The 237-nt window shown below is 37.1% G+C and carries 1 protein-coding gene; it reads left to right on the forward strand.

Annotation, left to right across the window (positions count from 1 at the left end):
* The coding region (locus tag KI343_RS19975; protein ID WP_212928131.1) for a transposase at positions 1-237 on the forward strand (237 nt) is incomplete at both ends.

The following is a 237-nucleotide window of genomic DNA, read 5'->3' on the forward strand; positions in this document are numbered from 1 at the left end:
AGGAAGTGCTGCAATCTGATCTAAATGATGTCGTAAAATCTTCTATCGTTATTTTATTTAATCAGTACATGGAGATGGAAAGAGATCAATATATGAAAAATACTTCCCACGAACGCAATGAAGATCGCCATGATTACAGAAATGGATACTACGATAGAGAGTATATGCTGAGTGTTGGAAAGGTAAAATTAAAGGTTCCACGTACGCGCAGCGGGGAATTTTCTACAGAACTATTCG

It is taken from the genome of Oceanobacillus sp. J11TS1, from assembly GCF_018333215.1.
Classification (GTDB): domain Bacteria; phylum Bacillota; class Bacilli; order Bacillales; family Amphibacillaceae; genus Oceanobacillus.